14 protein-coding genes and 1 pseudogene are annotated in these 15,543 nt (G+C 43.6%); 6 read left to right on the top strand and 9 right to left on the bottom strand.

Annotation, left to right across the window (positions count from 1 at the left end; all coding sequences use genetic code 11):
- Positions 1-191 precede the first annotated feature (191 nt).
- Together QZ938_RS05150 and QZ938_RS05145 are read left to right on the top strand one after the other, a co-directional pair.
- Positions 192-359, top strand: coding sequence for a hypothetical protein (locus QZ938_RS05150; protein WP_293348446.1), 168 nt, complete (start codon positions 192-194; stop codon positions 357-359).
- Positions 349-4,260: an FG-GAP-like repeat-containing protein gene (locus QZ938_RS05145; protein ID WP_293365376.1), complete on the top strand. Its 3,912-nt coding sequence runs from the start codon at positions 349-351 to the stop codon at positions 4,258-4,260. Before QZ938_RS05150 ends, QZ938_RS05145 begins: the two co-directional genes overlap by 11 nt.
- 318 nt (positions 4,261-4,578) lie before the next feature.
- On the opposite strand, the gene QZ938_RS05140 is transcribed toward QZ938_RS05145, so the two are convergent.
- Entirely contained in the window at positions 4,579-4,860 is a 282-nt protein-coding gene (locus QZ938_RS05140; RefSeq protein WP_293151889.1) for a hypothetical protein, read from the bottom strand.
- A 293-nt stretch (positions 4,861-5,153) separates the two neighbouring features.
- Here QZ938_RS05140 and QZ938_RS05135 point away from each other — a divergent pair, with 293 nt between their 5' ends.
- A complete protein-coding gene (locus QZ938_RS05135; protein ID WP_293348455.1) occupies positions 5,154-6,200 on the top strand; it encodes a GNAT family N-acetyltransferase in 1,047 nt (348 codons plus the stop codon).
- Between the two features lie 21 nt (positions 6,201-6,221).
- On the opposite strand, the gene QZ938_RS05130 is transcribed toward QZ938_RS05135, so the two are convergent.
- Positions 6,222-6,491: a hypothetical protein gene (locus QZ938_RS05130; protein WP_293151895.1), complete on the bottom strand. Its 270-nt coding sequence runs from the start codon at positions 6,489-6,491 to the stop codon at positions 6,222-6,224.
- A 117-nt stretch (positions 6,492-6,608) separates the two neighbouring features.
- On the opposite strand from QZ938_RS05130, the pseudogene QZ938_RS05125 reads away from it, so the two are divergent.
- Positions 6,609-6,752 (top strand): annotated as a pseudogene (locus tag QZ938_RS05125) (Uma2 family endonuclease); the annotation flags it as partial.
- Between the two features lie 5 nt (positions 6,753-6,757).
- Here QZ938_RS05125 and QZ938_RS05120 read toward each other — a convergent pair.
- Positions 6,758-8,044: a folylpolyglutamate synthase/dihydrofolate synthase family protein gene (locus QZ938_RS05120; protein WP_293348458.1), complete on the bottom strand. Its 1,287-nt coding sequence runs from the start codon at positions 8,042-8,044 to the stop codon at positions 6,758-6,760.
- An 82-nt stretch (positions 8,045-8,126) separates the two neighbouring features.
- Between QZ938_RS05120 and QZ938_RS05115 the strand changes: the two genes are divergently transcribed.
- Positions 8,127-9,182, top strand: coding sequence for a DNA cytosine methyltransferase (locus QZ938_RS05115; protein ID WP_293348461.1), 1,056 nt, complete (start codon positions 8,127-8,129; stop codon positions 9,180-9,182).
- A gap of 46 nt (positions 9,183-9,228) precedes the next feature.
- On the opposite strand, the gene QZ938_RS05110 is transcribed toward QZ938_RS05115, so the two are convergent.
- From QZ938_RS05110 to QZ938_RS05085, 6 genes are all read right to left on the bottom strand, one after another.
- Positions 9,229-9,771: a hypothetical protein gene (locus tag QZ938_RS05110; RefSeq protein WP_293348464.1), complete on the bottom strand. Its 543-nt coding sequence runs from the start codon at positions 9,769-9,771 to the stop codon at positions 9,229-9,231.
- Positions 9,768-10,265: a DUF4365 domain-containing protein gene (locus QZ938_RS05105; RefSeq protein WP_293348467.1), complete on the bottom strand. Its 498-nt coding sequence runs from the start codon at positions 10,263-10,265 to the stop codon at positions 9,768-9,770. Before QZ938_RS05105 ends, QZ938_RS05110 begins: the two co-directional genes overlap by 4 nt.
- 165 nt (positions 10,266-10,430) lie before the next feature.
- On the bottom strand, positions 10,431-10,589 hold the full coding sequence (locus tag QZ938_RS05100) for a hypothetical protein (RefSeq protein ID WP_293151907.1): 159 nt from the start codon (positions 10,587-10,589) through the stop codon (positions 10,431-10,433).
- Positions 10,586-12,409, bottom strand: a complete 1,824-nt coding sequence (locus tag QZ938_RS05095; protein WP_293348470.1) for a CHASE2 domain-containing protein — start codon at positions 12,407-12,409, stop codon at positions 10,586-10,588. The genes QZ938_RS05100 and QZ938_RS05095 overlap by 4 nt, the downstream gene beginning before the upstream one ends.
- A 3-nt stretch (positions 12,410-12,412) precedes the next feature.
- Positions 12,413-13,258 carry a FecR domain-containing protein gene (locus tag QZ938_RS05090; RefSeq protein WP_293348473.1) on the bottom strand — a complete coding sequence of 282 codons (846 nt, stop codon included), beginning with the start codon at positions 13,256-13,258 and terminating at the stop codon, positions 12,413-12,415.
- A 296-nt stretch (positions 13,259-13,554) separates the two neighbouring features.
- A complete protein-coding gene (locus tag QZ938_RS05085; RefSeq protein ID WP_293348475.1) occupies positions 13,555-14,817 on the bottom strand; it encodes a Zn-dependent hydrolase in 1,263 nt (420 codons plus the stop codon).
- Between the two features lie 240 nt (positions 14,818-15,057).
- Here QZ938_RS05085 and QZ938_RS05080 point away from each other — a divergent pair, with 240 nt between their 5' ends.
- Complete coding sequence (locus tag QZ938_RS05080; RefSeq protein WP_293348477.1) at positions 15,058-15,456, top strand: gamma-glutamylcyclotransferase; 399 nt, start codon at positions 15,058-15,060, stop codon at positions 15,454-15,456.
- Positions 15,457-15,543: the final 87 nt, after the last annotated feature.

The following is a 15,543-nucleotide window of genomic DNA, read 5'->3' as shown; positions in this document are numbered from 1 at the left end:
CGGGTTTTTCAGCAGATTCAAGGCTGTGATTCAGTATTTGCGTAAAAAACCCGGTTTCTGGGGCCTACGTTTAAGTCCTATATATTAACTTTTGTTACAAAAACTCCGATTTTGCGTAAAAACATCCCCCGAAATCCCAATACACAATAGAAGACTTTCACCTTCGGAGCAAATTCACCCCCCAAAAACCGATGACAGCCACAACTATACCGATCGCCCCCATCACCACTTACAGCCATCGTCTAGCCACCGCAGAAGACGCAAACGCGATCGCCCCCCTCTGGCAAGCATTCGCTGCTGAACGCGAAGCGATCGACCCCTCATCGAAATTACCCGGAAAAATCTACTATGCCAAATAGCATTAGTTTCTCACCAGCCACCAACTTCAAAACACAATCCAGTCCTCGATCGATCGCTGTTGCCGACTTTAACGGCGACTCAAAATTAGACTTAGCCACAGCAAACCGTACCAGCGATAACGTCTCAATTTTATTAGGAAATGGTGCGGGAATCTTTACCGAATCCCCTACCTCTCCCTTGTCAGCAGGAGGTAGTCCTCTTTCCATTGCTGTTGGCAACTTTAACTCGGATACTTTGCCAGATTTAGCCGTAGCAAATTACTTATCTCCAGGCGCATCAGCATCAGTTTTATTGGCAGCAGGTGCGGGTAACTTTAACTCTGTTATTACACTACCCACTCCTTCAGCAAAAAGCCCGCATTCGATCGCAACCGGAGATTTTAACAATGATGGCAAACAAGATTTAGCTGTTGCTAATTTATATTCAAATGATGTTTCAATTTTATTAGGAAACGGTGCCGGCAATTTCAGCCAAAGCACAACTATTAAATTGCCAAGTGTTGTATCGCTATTTGGTTATTCTGGTGTTACTACTGCTGTCGCAGTAGCAGATTTTAACGGCGATTCTCGACTTGACTTGGCTGTGACAAATAGCCCGATCGGTCAAGTTTCTATTTTCTTGGGAGATGGGAATGGGAACTTTGCAAAAGCTAATAATTATAGTACCGGTTTGTTTGCTTATTTTGTTGCTACAGCAGATTTTAATCGAGACAGTAAACCAGATTTAGTTGTAGCAGATTCAGGTATCCCTCAACTTGGTTTATCGGGTAATGTTTTCGTTTTGCTAGGAAACGGTACGGGTGGTTTTAGTTCGCCTCTCAAATTAGATGCGGGTAGAAATCCTCTTTCTGTTGCTGTAGCGGATTTTAATGCTGATTCCTATCTCGACATAGCCGTAGCAGACAACAATACTAATGATGAAACAAATCCCGGTAGTGTTTCAATTTTACTGGGCAATGGTACGGGCGGATTTAACGATATTCCGACTAAATTTAATGTTGGGATAAATCCTAGTTCCGTCGCCGCCAGAGATTTTAATGGAGATGGCTTTCCAGACTTAGCTGTGGCTAACAATACATCTAATAATGTTTCTATTTTACTCAATCAACCGAGTATTCTTGAATTTACCTCTGCAACTTACCGCAATCCTGAAGGAAATAATGGTAATATCAAAACTGCTGTTGCTACAGTCAAACGCACTGGCGGAAGTATCGGGAAAGTTGCTGTGTCTGTAGGTTTATCAAATAATGTTGGTAGTGCTGAATCGAGTACAGATTATGTAAATAATTTCCCAATTACTGTTACTTTTAATGATGGCGATACTGCGGATAAACTTGTGGAAATTCCCATCGTTGGCGATACCGTTAACGAGGCTGATGAAACTTTAAATTTTCAGTTAAGTTCGGCAAGCGGTTATGCTAAATTGGGAACGACAACTGATGCTACTTATACCATCGCCAATGACGATATTAATAACAGTACAGTTCCAAGTATTTTAGAATTTACATCGGCAACTTACAGCAATTTTGAAGGCAATACTGGAGAAGTAAGAACTGTTGTTGCTAAGGTGAAGCGCACGGGAGGAAGTAGCGGGAAAGTTACGGCTTCTGTGGATTTAGCAAATAATCTTGGCAGTGCTCGATCGGGCACAGATTATCTGAATGTTTTTCCAATTACTGTTACTTTTGATGGTGGCGATACGGCGGATAAACTTGTGGAAATTCCCATCGTGGGCGATAGGGTTGTGGAGAATGATGAAACTTTAAATCTTAAATTGAGCGATGCGAGTGGAAATGCCAAATTGGGAACAACAACTGCTGCTATTTATACCATTACCAATGATGATGATAATGGTACAGTTCCAAGTATTTTAGAATTTACATCAGCAACTTACAGCAATCCTGAAGGCAATAGTGGAGAAGTAAAAACTGTTGTTGCTAAGGTGAAGCGCGCGGGAGGGAGTAGCGGGAAAGTTACAGCGTCTGTGGATTTAGCAAATAATCTTGGTAGCGCTCGATCGGGCACAGATTATCTGAATATTTTTCCAATTACTGTTACTTTTGATGGTGGCGATACGGCGGATAAACTTGTGGAAATTCCCATCGTGGGCGATAGGGTTGTGGAGAATGATGAAACTTTAAATCTTAAATTGAGCGATGCGAGTGGAAATGCCAAATTGGGAACAACAACTGCTGCTATTTATACCATTACCAATGATGATGATAATGGTACAGTTCCAAGTATTTTAGAATTTACATCGGCAAATTACAGCAATCCTGAAGGCAATAGTGGAGAAGTCAAAACAGTTGTTGCTAAGGTGAAGCGCACGGGAGGAAGTAGCGGGAAAGTTACAGTGTCTGTGGATTTAGCGAATAATCTTGGTAGCGCTCGATCGGGCGCGGATTATCTGAATGTTTTTCCAATTACTGTTACTTTTGATGGTGGCGATACGGCGGATAAACTTGTAGAAATTCCCATCGTGGGCGATAGGGTTGTGGAGAATGATGAAACTTTAAATCTTAAATTGAGCGATGCGAGTGGAAATGCCAAATTGGGCACGATAACTGATGCTATTTATACAATTATTAATGACGATCTAGTGCCGATACCAACTCCGAATCCGAATCTAATTCCCACTCCGAATCCGACGCTGGGAGGGACGGGTACGGCGACAAGTCCCCTACCAATTCCAATCGACTCGATCGACTTTTCAACTATCTCAACTTCCCCGCAGCTAATCAAGGAATTTCTCGAAGTTGCAACTTCCCCGCAGGCGATCGCAAATATACTTCCGATCGCAAATTCCATACCCGAACTTATTAATATTCTAACACCAACTCCATCACCAATTCCCACTCCTGCAACAACACCAACTCCCTCACCAATTCCCACTCCATCACCTATTCCCACTCCCGCAACAACACCAACTCCATCACCAATTCCCACTCCTGCACCAATTTTCACTCCCTTACCTATTCCCACTCCCGTAATAACACCAACTCCATCACCAATTCCCACTCCCTCACCTATTCCCACTCCCGCAATAACACCAACTCCCACGCCAATCATCACTTCTGAAACAACTCCAATTCTCGTACAAAATCAAGAAAATCGAGATGAAAATAATAGCTTTATTTCGCCTATTCCCGAAACAGAATGTATTTGCAATACTCTAATTTTGCCGGATCTCAAATCTTTGATGTCCGATCGCACTTATCATTTAATTCTACCTACTCCTGAAAACGATCGCGCGATCGGTACTAAAAATAACGATCTCATTTTAGGCAATTCTGGTCAAGACTCGCTCTTGGGAAATTGGGGAGAAGATTTAATTAACGGCAGAGAAGGAAATGATACAATAAATGGCTGTCAATTATCAGATTTTATTGATGGTGGCAAAGGCAATGATTCCTTGTTAGGAGGTAAAGAAAGCGATTTAATTGTTGGCAGTAAAGGCAACGATACAATTTTAGGTAATTCAGGAAATGATACTTTATGCGGTGGTGAAGATGACGATTATTTGAGGGGAGATGAATATGGCGATTTAATCGATGGTTGTGAAGGAGAGGATACTATTTATGGAGGTGAAGAAAACGATACTTTGATTGGTGGTAGCGGTAATGATGTTTTGAGTGGAGATTTGGGCGCGAATCTGCTGGTTGGTGGCGGCGGCAGTGATTTATTTATTTTCAAAGCGGGTAGCGGTTTGCAAACAATTGCCGATTTTGAAGATGGTAAAGATACGATATCCCTTGCTTCCAGTATGAGTTTTGCAAATTTAGAAATAGTGCAAAATGGCAATAATACTACAATTAAACTGAGAGATTCGCAAGTGGCGATCGCTCAAATATTGCAATTCAATTCGACACTTATAGGTGCTGAAGATTTGATATTTTTGTAATCTCTGATTCGGGTATTCCGTACTTAGTGTGCCAAACTATTAGTTTAATTAGTTAAAACCCAAGCTATGTATAAATCCAAGGAAAAAATAGATTTAAATTAATCAAGGTAAAACCGAAAATCCTTGCTATGTAAAAAGTTATGTTATTAATTTTAGATAAATTACCACATTAAGTACGGAAGAATCGAAACTCGATTTCTTTATCCCATTGTGTCGCCCTTCTCCCAGAAACCGGGTTTTTGCGATAACTTTTGCATCCTACCGAAATATTGAGGAAAAAACCCGGTTTATCGATCCACGCGATCGCCAGTTTTTCAATTACTTCCGCAACACCGAACTAATAATTATTGTCAAAGTCGCACTGGCAATTAAAGTGAAAGCAAGTTGCACCACCCACTGAGTTGCTTGCTGGTAATTAGAAAAGCGATCGTTGAACTTCTCGGAATCATTCGATAACCTATCCACACGACTAGATAGCTGGCCTACATTCGTCGATAGCTGGTCTACATTATTCGATAGCTGGTCTACATTCGTCGATAGCTGGTCTAATTTTTCGATTACATCCGCCAATCTTGGTTCTACATTTGGTGTACTGGTCATTTGTGGTTTCCTCTAATCCATAATTAGATTATACTATATTTATGGAACTATTGTTATCAAACATCGCATAATTCTTCGCTCCAAAAACCGCAGATGTCAGACAGATAAACACAGATGAACGCAGATATTTTTAGGGTATTTTGGTAAAAAACAAGGTTTCTAGACCCCTATTGTAAGTCCCATATATTAACTTTTATTACAAAAACTCGCCTTTTGCGTAAAAATCCCGCGCAAAATCGCAATACACAATAGAAGTCTTTCACCTTCGCAGCAAATTCACCCCCCAAAAACCGATGACAGCCACAACTATATCTATCGCCCCCATCGCCTCTTACAGCTACCGTCTAGCCACCGCAACCGATGCAAAGGCGATCGCCCCCCTCTGGCAAGCATTCGCTGCTGAACGCGAAGCGATCGACCCCTCAATGCTGGTCAAACCTAACTTTGACTTTGAAAAATACGTCACCAACCAAATCGAAAAACCCCTTTGTTTCTGTTGGTTATCAGAAGACAGTGACGCCATCATCGGCTGTCTATTTATCTATTATTATGACGAAGCCCCGCCCGCTAGTCTTCCCGAATACTTGACTCAACAACACGACATTGAAAATCCCTTTCAATCCCGCCGCGTCGGTTCAGTTTTGGGAATGTACGTTCAACCAGAACATCGGAAATCAGAAGCAATTCTAATGCTAGCTAAAAGTGCGATCGACCATGCTAAAACTATGAAAGTTAGTGATATAGATTTATTAATTGCTGCTGACCAAACTGGCATTCAAGCTATGTTACAGCGGGCTGGATTTACCAAAGCAGCCGTGCAATTTACTCGCCATTATGACATTCCCACTAATGCTGAATTACCGAGTTTGCACCCGCCGCATCCCGAATTTCCTGATGTGGAATTGCCTACACCGAGAGCAATTCCGCTGCGCCATCCCCAAACTAATGAACTCCTGCGCGATTCCCAAGGAAAACCTATCTTTTTGATGCCCTTAGTTGATGATAATGGTGAATTGCTGAAGTCATCTAATGGTCAACCTATTTACCCGGAATTGTTGCTCGATCCGGCTACTAATTCTTGGGTGATTGATGGGGAAGATAAATTGGTTACTTGTCCGATTTTGCGGGATGAAAATGGACAAATTGCCGAAAATCAAAACATGGTTTTATTCTCTCCTCCGGCTTACGATATCGCTGGCGGACAACCTTGTTTGATGCGAGACGCAGCAGGCAATTACGTATTTCAGGAAGTCGAACGAGATCGACAGGGAAAAATTGTAAAAACTCCTGACGGATTTCCAGTATTTAAACAGCCAAAAATTTTGGTAAATTCACTCTAATAGCCCCGGAGGCAGGGAGATTCAGAAACCGGGTTTCTGTGATAATCCTTCGCTGTCGCCGGCAGCAGGAATAAAAAATCCGGTTGCTTTGGATAAATTCTCGGCCTCTGCTTGGGAACCCATTCCTAACATTTGAGGCAGAGTCTCTAGATCTACATTACCAGACTCTGTCTGATAACGAGTAAACCGAAGTGCGATCGCCCATTTTTCAATTATTTCCGCAGCACCGAAGTGATTATCACTGTAATAGTAGCACTCGCAATTAAAGTGAAAGCAAGTTGCACTACCCACTCGGTTCCTTGCTCGTAGTTAGAAAAGCGATCGTTAAACTTCTCGGAATCTCTCGATAGCTTATCCACATCTGTCGATACATTATCTAAATTAGCCGATAGCTTGTCCAGTTTTTTAATTACATCTTATCGATCGACTGGTGAACCGACTATTTTAGCAAATGGGGATATTTTAACAGTACCAGAGCTTTTTCCCGGTTGGGAATTGCCCGTTTCGGAATTGTGGCCTCCGATTTTTACTGAGGAAGAAACACAATCCTGATGCGTTTAAGTTTGAGATTGTTGTTGCAGAAAATAGCCGACTAGATAAAGGGAACCGCACAAGATTGTGAGGTTTTCGTGGGTAACAGCCGCATCTAAGGCTGTGGTTAAGTCGGGAAAAGCTTGACAGACTGCTAATTCAGGGCAGATATTTTCCGCAATGGCGGCTAATTCTGTGGGGGATGTTGAGTTTTGATCGGGTACGGGAACTAGATAAAGCCGATCGCCCTTTTTGAGTAATGCTTGTAAAATATCATCGCAGTCTTTCGTCGCCAGAATGCCGATTACCCAGTTAATCGGTGACGGGGAAGTGGTAAGATTATCGACGTATTCGCGCAGGGCGATCGCAGCAGCGGGGTTGTGCGCGCCGTCAATCAGGATGTTGCGGTTTTTCCAAGTTGTCTGCTGAAGTCTTCCCGGCCATTGGGTTTGAGCGATTCCATTGGCGATGGCGGTTGGGGAGATTTGCCATCCTAGGTTTTGGAGAGTTTGGATAGTGGCAAGTGCGATCGCCGAATTCATTAATTGAACTTGTCCCAACAATGGCAATTTATATCTTATTGTAACCGCAGATAAACTCGAATTAACGCCGATTTCTGGACTTAGATAATATTCTACAAATCCGTCTTTTAAATCTAGCGCAGGTTTTACCCAAACTACCGGACAGTCTAATTCTTGAATGCGTTTTTCTACTACTAATCTAGCAGATTCCGGCAATTCTCCAACAACTACCGGACACTTTGATTTAATAATTCCCGCTTTTTCTCCAGCAATATCAGCGACAGTCGGGCCGAGGATTTGCCAGTGTTCGAGACTGATAGAAGTAATCGCACTCACAAGCGGAGTTTCGCAAACATTAGTCGCATCCAATCTACCGCCCAATCCTGTTTCAATCACCGCGATATCTGCTTTTTGTTCGGCGAAATACAGCCAAGCTGCGGCGGTGATGATTTCAAATTGAGTCGGAGTTTCGGTATTACCTTCCGCAGCCCTGACAACTTGTTCGAGACACTGTTGCAATGCTATTGTAGAAATTGGTTTTTGGTTAATGCAAATTCTTTCTGTCCAATCGATTAAGTGCGGGGATGTGTAGCGCCCGACTCGATAGCCTGCTGCTGTGAGTACCGATGAGAGATAAGCGCAAACGGAACCTTTGCCATTTGTGCCGGCAACGTGGATAATGGGTACTTGTTTGTGGGGGTTGTCGAGTTTTTCGAGGAGTTGGTGAATTCTTTCGAGGCCGAGGTGGACGCCGAAGTGTTGGTAAGATTGGAGGATGGAGTTTGCATTCATTGAGGTTTCATTTTACGAACCGCGAAGGCGCAAAGGGCGCGAAGGAAGAAAGAAGAAGGAAAGAAAGTAAATGTTGATAAATATGAATATTATTTCTCTGTTTGCGGGTTGCGGTGGGTTAGATTTGGGTTTTCGTTTGGCTGGGTTTAATCCGGTTTGGGCGAATGAATATGATAAATCGATTTGGGATACCTATCAATTTAACCATTCTGACACTATTTTAGATCGCAGAGATATCAGAAAAATTAATTCTGATGAAATTCCTGACTGTGTTGGGATTATTGGCGGGCCTCCTTGTCAAAGTTGGAGTGCGGCGGGCGCGAAACGCGGGATTGATGACAGTCGGGGTCAACTTTTTTGGGAGTATATCAGAATTGTCCGAGACAAGCAGCCTTTGTTTTTCTTAGCTGAGAATGTTAGCGGTATCTTAGCTCCTAGAAATCAGGAAGCTTTCACTTATATATTATCGCAGTTTGAGGAACTTGGGTATCGGGTTTCGTTCAAGTTGGTGAATGCTAAAAATTTTGGTGTACCGCAAGATAGGCAAAGGGTGATTGCGATCGGTTATCGTCAGGATATGGGTTTTGGTTTTGAGTTTCCCGAACCTGGAACCGAGGTTTTGACACTGCAAGATGCGATTTTTGACTTGCAGGCGATCGCGCCAATGCTAGTTAAGGGTAAATTAGATAATTATCACGATTCTGTCGCGAATCACGAATGTGCAGATTTGGGATTTTCCAGCATTTATATGTCGCGGAATCGAGTTAGAAGTTGGGGTGAACCTTCTTTTACAATTCAGGCCAGCGGCAGACACGCGCCTCTGCATCCTCAAGCTAATAAAATGATTTTAGTTGGCAGAGACAAGCGCATTTTCGATCCGAATTCGCCTCAGCCTTACCGTCGGCTTTCTGTGCGAGAGTGTGCGCGAGTTCAGACTTTCCCGGATGACTTTGTTTTTAAGTACAAGCAGATTGCTGACGGCTACAAAATGGTCGGTAATGCCGTACCTGTTAATTTGGCTAGAGTTTTGGCAAGTAAGATTTTTCAGGATATTGTCATAGGGCATAAAGTAGTGGGCATCGTCGAACAAAAGCATGATAATCAGTCCTGGATGCAAAAAACCGCTATCTTAACATAAATCTCTCTATTCTCTCTCTGTGTCCTCTGTGTTCTCTGCGGTTAAATCATTCCGATTGGTCATCTAGGATAAAGTTGCGTGAATTTTTCAGAATAAATACTTGATTCTCTTTGATTAAATCACCCGTACATAGAAAAGGCAAGCGTTCTTGATAAGCTTTGATGGCGAGGATATAATCTTTGTCTGCAAGTTCGGTTTTGATTTTCTGTAATTTGTCAGCAATCACACCTAATAAGGTAATCTCACCACTTAATTTGTCAGCGTTAGGAGTGTGGATTTGCATCACAACTCCCTGAATTGTTGTATTGGGAATCCCGGTAATTAAGTCTGCTAAAATTTCAAGTTTTGATCGACTTTCTACGGACTCTAGTATTGCGATTGTCTCCCGGATTCGGGCAGCATAATCTCCGAGATTTTGTTGGTTGGGGAGTAATATTTCAAATTCCTCTCCGGCGACAGATTTGTGCCAAAGCATGGCATTTTCTAAGAAAGGTTGGTCTTCATTCCATCCGTGAATTTGCAGGTAATTTCTAACTTGATTTAGGTTGACAGTTTGGAGGGTTTCGCTATCTGGAAATGTGACTTTCATGGTTGAACTCCTTGGCTAATCCCCTCCATAATTGACTGAAGGGCGATGACTGTAAATTGATTGGTTTTGGGTATAGTGACTGTGACAGCGGTGGTGTTTTGTGTTTCTGGCATTCCCCGCAGAGATATCCAATATCCGCATTCCTTCATGCAGGTTTCTGTTTCCGACTGCGTTAACCAGTCTTCTATTGTTTCGGGGATTAAAACTACAACTAAAATTCTGGGAATGGCGAAGTCATCCATTTTTAAGTCATCGTAGTTTTTGAGTTTGAGGGGGTAGCGGAGCGAGTTATTTTCTCGAATATCTCTTGATGTCGATTTTAACTGCAATTCTAAGCGCGGTGATCGGATGCTACCTGTCCCTCCTTTGGCGGCTATTCCCCAGTCTACGCTATCGTCGTCTACAAATGGTTTGTAAAGAGAATAGCCTGCAACGCTGGCGATGGCTTGCAGGTAAGTGTTACTAAATTGTTCTTTTTGTTGGTTGATATCCACGATGGCTTGTATCTTTTATATGGTAACTCGATAGTCCTAGACTAATACCAATTTAGGTGATAAAACTCTGCTATTATCTAAGATTGCGGTGCGTGACTGCTGAGGCTTTCTACTACCGTACAAATTGATTCACAGTCACGCACCATACATGACTTGAGAAGTAGATTATCGATCGCCCTTAGCAGCATACACAGCATACAGTCGATCGCCCTTAGCAGCAGGTTTGCAGCAGCGCATTCGCCCCCTGAGTACACTCTGCTGGCGAAGTATACTCATCTCTGCATGGCTGATGCCACCCCGAGAAGCCACGAAAATCGCCTTCATTTTTTGCCAACGATCGCACAAATAGTTGTTTCTTGTTTTCTGCCTCTTAATTGAATACTTTTAACGGGTTTTGCTTCGTAGCTATCGCTCACCAAATCCCAGGTTTCTCCTGTTATTAATACCCGATAAGGATTGTCTTCTTTAATATCTTTATTCATTGGTTCTAACCTGGCGGCAATATTCACAGTATCTCCTAAAACCGAAAAATTTAATCGATTCCCGCCGCCGATAGTTCCAGCAATAATCGACCCTGTATGAATGCCTACGCCAAATTCAATTTTTGGCTTTCCTTCCCTTTCAAATTGCTGATTTAATTCTTTCAATCGTTCTGACATATCCAAGCAAGCGGCAATACAATTTTGAGCGTCCTGTTTGATTTCTTCAGGTTTAGTATGAGGAAAAGGAATGCCAAATATTGCCATAATTGCATCTCCAATATATTTATCGATCACGCCGTCGCGATTCATAATACACTCACTCATGGCATTTAAATATTGATTCAGCCAAGGCATCAATTCACTCGGAGATAGTTGCTCGGAAATGCTAGTAAACCCTCGAATATCCATAAATAAAACAGTGGCGACCATTTCTTGCGGTTGCATTTCGCCATTCTTAAATATTTCGTCTTTTCGCTGCCAAATTAATTCAGCAGTTTCTTTTGCCATGTATTTTTCAAACAGGCTCATTAATTGTTGTTTCTCTTGTTGTTCTCGCAGTTGCAGTCCAATTCCAGCTAAGACGATCGTACCAATCGGTGCAGCGATCGGCATTAGTAGAGAATTAAACGTAAATAACAAGAAAGAAACTGCATACCAGATTAGAGGGAAAAGGATAGCGATCGCAATTCGTCCCCTGGGCCCAGATTTCGATAATATCCCGCTAGTAATTGGCCCAACTAAAAGTAATATCAGCCAACTTGTCCAGCCAGGTAAATGTTGCAGCAATCGGTTATTTAGCAAGTTATCAATAACTGCGGCATGAAGGTAAATCCCGTGGGTTGGTGGAATTCGATCGAGAGGAGTCCGGAATGGATCTAAACCTGTTACTGTCGTACCTACTAATACCAATTTGTCTTTAAAAGCATCTTGGGTAATTTTACCTGCCAGAACATCAGCAAACGAATAAGTCGGTAAATATTGCACTTTTCCAGGCCAATTTATCCAAGCCTGCTGAAATTCTAGACTGCCATTATTAGGCGGTGATAAAAACTTTTCTAGCCCTCCAGATTGCGGTTGCTTGTCGGCGTTGTAAACGCGCAGCATGGCAATTCCTAATGAGGGAATATCTCGCACCCACAGGATGGCTTGACGACCGATCCCATCTGTGTCTGAGTTGTGCAAAATATGACCTCGATCGGCGGCTGCGGCCTCTAAAGTTGGTACAATTTGTAGCAGTTTTTTTTGGTCATCCGGAGCCTTGGCTAACACTACATTACCTATTGCACTCATAGCGTCTGCAAGTTGGCCATCTTGGGGACTGGCTTCGGCAAAAATAATGTCGAAACCAACGACTGCGGGTTTAGCAGGGGAAAGGGCTTGTAATAATTGAGTGTAGCGATCGCGCGAAAATGGAAATCTCCCCAACTTCGTTAAACTTGCTTCGTCTATGGCAATGACTACCACTCGTTTATCCCAAATAGGTTTGGGTAAAATTCCACTTTCGTGAAGTTGAAACAGGCTGTTAGAACTCAGTTGTTCCAGCGGTTTCCAGGCATCCAAATGCAATGCACCCAAGGAAATAATAGCAGCAGCAACTCCCGGCAGCAAGGATTGGCCGCGGGCAAAAAAAACTCGCAAACGAGGGATGATTAATTTAGTCATTACCTATTTCTTAATTAAACTTTCACCGAGTTCATAAGATACCTCATTTCCTACCGGACTGCGAACAACTAGCCAGTAGTCAGAGTTAGCTGGCCTCGGCACTACCTCGTCGATTTTACCTGTTCGATCCATCTTTAAGGGTTGGTCATTCAAATAGACTAAATTCAGCGGATCGACAGTACAAACGCATCGAACTTTGCCTGGACTGATGACTGATAAACTGATCAGTTCATAGTTCAGATTTTCTTTGAATGCCTGGGGTGGACTGGGAGGATTGCCGGGAAAAGTGACAGAAGCATAGCCCTTTTCTATCTTCACACTTTGCCCTTGAGCGCTAGCGTCAACCTTCCCCTCAAATAAGGCAGTGGCGGCTTTTCCCTCTGGGCCAACACCCACGGAGAATTCAGTCCCCCTGACGCCCACAACTCCGGCTGGGCTGTTAATTTCTAGGCGCGAATTGGCGTTAGTCAAGCGTCGGGCCGAAACTCTTGCCAATCCTGCGGGGACTGACAGCAGGGTAACTTTACCTCCGCCGACAGCAACGGACAGACCTTTAACTTGGACGGTGCTTAATTCTGCTACATTAATCGTAGCGATGCCAGAGTCTACGGCTAAAACCGCGCTAGATTGTTTGCCTGTGGAGATTTGTTGGCCGGCTGCTGTCAGGCGATCGCCCACTTTTGCTGGTCTGCCTTGATATGTTACGCTTCCCCTAACTTGCCGTACTTCTACCCACCGACTCCCCGGCAGTTGAATCTCCCTAGCCAGCAAAGGCAAGGCGAAAGTGATTAAAATACTAGCAAATAGGATTGTCAACCATTTAGAAATACCAGACCGATTTAATTTCATAACAAAAAATTATTTAGCCGAGACTATTGTCTAGATTACTATTCTTTCGGTAACTTATCAGGAAAATTTTTAACTAACAGGATGTACGCAGACACAATATATGTAGTGTGGATCACAACTACGTTAGCGAAGCACTCGTTGCAGGATCGCACCCCGCTTAACTATTAGGGCATCGGCTGCTCAAAGGCGATCGCCCTTGAGGCAATCGCTAACCCTTCTTGAAATCTCGAAACGGATAATATTGGCGTATTTTTTAGATGCTCAGCAGTCACTTATTATCACGTTTTAATGATGCCTTACAACTCCATGAATCGATCGCCCTCTGCATACAGCCGATCGAGCTTTAGGAAGGTTTGCAGCAGCGCATTCGCCCCCTGAGTACACTGTTCTGGCGAAGTATACTCATCTTCTGCATGGCTGATGCCGCCCCGAGAAGCCACGAAAATCATCCCCATATCGGTAAAGCGTCCGATTTCTTGGGCGTCGTGTCCGGCCCGGCTAATTAAATGCCTGTAACTAAACCCTAATTCTTGACAAACTTCTACAATTGCATTCTGAATCTTTGGTGCTGCTAGTGTTGGCTGTACGTGCAGCAATTGAGTTATTTCGATTTCGGTTTGGGTGGCAGAGGCTATTGCCCCAAACTCCAATTTCATTTTAGCTAACAACTGTTCCAAATTAGTTTCAGACAAATCGCGCAAGTCGATTTTAAACTCGACTTTTCCCGGCACAGTATTCGTAGCATTCGGCCACACAGTTAAGTAACCTACCGTTGCGACTTGTTCTCCTGGTGTTTCTACTGCCAGTTTGTTGACTGCTAGTACCATTTGTGAAGCAGCTACTAGCGCATCCTTTCTAGCGTGCATAGGCGTCGATCCAGCATGATTGGGGGTGCCTGTTACTCTCACTCCCAGGCGGTACTGTCCGACAATACCTTTGACTACTCCTATGCAGTCGCCCGTACTTTCCAAAATACCTCCTTGTTCGACGTGCAGTTCCACAAATGCTGCTATTTCTTTGGGATGGCGTTTTGCCTCCGCAATTTTCGACCAATCTCCGCCAATTTGTGCTAAACAAGTTTGGATGGAAGTGCCATCGCTGCGACGGTAATATTCGGGGTTGTTGACTGTATTTCCCGCCATGGCTTTGCAGCCAATAACGGTGCTTTCTTCGTCGGTAAATACGATCGTCTCAATGGCGTGTTCCAAGCGCAGGCCGTTTTCTCGCAACACCCGCACAACTTCAATTCCTGCCAAAACTCCCAAAACTCCGTCGAAATGGCCCCCCGTAGGAACAGTATCAATGTGAGAACCGGTTGCTAGTGCGGCACCTTCGCGCAATCCGGGATATCTGCCAATTGTATTTCCAGCCGCGTCAATCCGAACTGTCATCCCTGCTTCTCGCATCCAAGACTCAACAAGTTTGCGCGCCAGCAAATCTTCTTTGGTAAAAGCTACCCGACTGACGCCTCCTCCCGGCAGTTTGCCGATTTGGGCGAGTTGGGCAATGCTGCTGTTGAGGCGCGAACCGTTGACTGAAAGTGCTAGCCTAACTGTCATGTTACATTCTCCTATTTTGGTAAATTTAATGATGCGATCGCTCTTGTATTATTAATCATTTAACTAATTTTTTATATACAGTATGCAATATGAGTTAAATGTGTACAATAATGTAGTCTTGCCTACAACAGGCGATCGGCTGTAGCACTTAAACTGCTGCAATCAAAATACAGCACGCAGCATAAAGCGATCGCAGCGATTTAACTGTAGAAACAAGTACATTTTTATCGATCGGGTGATATGAGTCAAACAGCAATTGTAAGTAAACGAGTATTCATTTGCGGTTCCGCCCTGCGGGGCCAGCCGGACAACAGCAACCTGGGAGATGCAAAGTTCATCAGAGAAGCCAAAACTCGTCCGATTTACCACTTACACTCCGCAGAAAATGGCTGGCATCCTGCAATTTACGAAGTAGCTACCGGAGGCGTATCAATTCCGGGAGAAGTGTACGAATTAACTCCAGAAGACTTTGAACAGCTTGCAGCCGGGGAACCTCCACATATGTATCCATCCGATGTAATTTTGGATGATGGAGAAGTGTTGACGGCTTTTTTGTACCCCCGCGAGTTAGTGGAGAAATACGAATGGGAAGATATTTCCGATCGGGGTGGATGGGCCGCTTACAAAGCCGGTTCGTAGTAAGGACTTCAGTCCTCCCAGGTTCGTAGTAAGGACTTCAGTCCTCCCAGGTTCGTAGTCAGGACTTCAGTCCTCCCAGGTTCGTAG

This window comes from Microcoleus sp. CAWBG27 (genome assembly GCF_020883145.1).
Lineage (GTDB): Bacteria > Cyanobacteriota > Cyanobacteriia > Cyanobacteriales > Microcoleaceae > Microcoleus.
The sequence above is the reverse complement of the archived record's forward strand: the minus strand, read 5'-3'. Positions and strand labels throughout refer to the sequence as shown.

Excerpts from the sequence above, each read along its gene's own strand:
- QZ938_RS05135 (WP_293348455.1), top strand. The coding sequence starts at position 5,154 with ATGACAGCCACAACTATATCTATCGCCCCCATCGCCTCTTACAGCTAC.
- QZ938_RS05100 (WP_293151907.1), bottom strand. The coding sequence starts at position 10,589 with ATGAAGGCGATTTTCGTGGCTTCTCGGGGTGGCATCAGCCATGCAGAG.
- QZ938_RS05090 (WP_293348473.1), bottom strand. The coding sequence starts at position 13,258 with ATGAAATTAAATCGGTCTGGTATTTCTAAATGGTTGACAATCCTATTT.
- QZ938_RS05095 (WP_293348470.1), bottom strand. The coding sequence starts at position 12,409 with ATGACTAAATTAATCATCCCTCGTTTGCGAGTTTTTTTTGCCCGCGGC.
- QZ938_RS05115 (WP_293348461.1), top strand. The coding sequence starts at position 8,127 with ATGAATATTATTTCTCTGTTTGCGGGTTGCGGTGGGTTAGATTTGGGT.
- QZ938_RS05085 (WP_293348475.1), bottom strand. The coding sequence starts at position 14,817 with ATGACAGTTAGGCTAGCACTTTCAGTCAACGGTTCGCGCCTCAACAGC.
- QZ938_RS05150 (WP_293348446.1), top strand. The coding sequence starts at position 192 with ATGACAGCCACAACTATACCGATCGCCCCCATCACCACTTACAGCCAT.
- QZ938_RS05080 (WP_293348477.1), top strand. The coding sequence starts at position 15,058 with ATGAGTCAAACAGCAATTGTAAGTAAACGAGTATTCATTTGCGGTTCC.
- QZ938_RS05110 (WP_293348464.1), bottom strand. The coding sequence starts at position 9,771 with ATGAAAGTCACATTTCCAGATAGCGAAACCCTCCAAACTGTCAACCTA.
- QZ938_RS05145 (WP_293365376.1), top strand. The coding sequence starts at position 349 with ATGCCAAATAGCATTAGTTTCTCACCAGCCACCAACTTCAAAACACAA.
- QZ938_RS05120 (WP_293348458.1), bottom strand. The coding sequence starts at position 8,044 with ATGAATGCAAACTCCATCCTCCAATCTTACCAACACTTCGGCGTCCAC.
- QZ938_RS05140 (WP_293151889.1), bottom strand. The coding sequence starts at position 4,860 with ATGACCAGTACACCAAATGTAGAACCAAGATTGGCGGATGTAATCGAA.